Origin of the sequence: Endozoicomonas arenosclerae, from assembly GCF_001562015.1 — a bacterium.
GTDB lineage: Bacteria > Pseudomonadota > Gammaproteobacteria > Pseudomonadales > Endozoicomonadaceae > Endozoicomonas_A > Endozoicomonas_A arenosclerae.
In genome coordinates this window covers 1-538 of sequence record NZ_LASA01000291.1, presented here as the reverse complement: position 1 = coordinate 538, position 538 = coordinate 1, and the positions used below count along the sequence as shown (strand labels likewise).

1 pseudogene is annotated in these 538 nt (G+C 42.2%); it reads left to right on the top strand.

The annotated features are described in order from the left end of the window. Nucleotides 1-278: 278 nt before the first annotated feature. A pseudogene (locus WG89_RS28815) lies at nt 279-538 on the top strand (group II intron reverse transcriptase/maturase); the annotation flags it as partial.

Sequence of the window (538 nt, the reverse complement as noted above, 5' to 3'; positions counted from 1 at the left end):
CTGCCTGAGAATGAGCCATCCATGGATATGGCGGGCATCTACGAACTTGATGATATTTTCAAAATACCAAACTATGACTTCAGTAATATGTATGACAAAATAACATCACCAGGCGATGAGTGTTGAGAAATGTCTATATATAATTATTTTGATATTTCATTTCGATTTTTTTATTGCAAAAAAGGACATCCAACGATTCAATGCGAAATTTCTTCACCACGTATAAAAAGGGGCATCCATAGGGTTGAATGAGGTCTGTGTTTGTTATAGAAAAAAGAGTGGATGTCCTATATTTACTGGAAGCGATCTACGAAGCAGACTTTCTCGGGTTCAGTTACGGCTTCAGGCCGGGACGAAATCAACATCAGGCACTGGACGCAGTGTACATGGCGATAACCACCCGGAAAGTCAGTTGGGTAGTAGACGCAGATATCAGCCGTTTCTTCGATCAGATTGACCACGGTTGGATGATGAAGTTTTTGCAGCACCGGATTGCAGACAAAAGGCTACTCAGGCTGGTAGAGCAAACGCTCAAGGC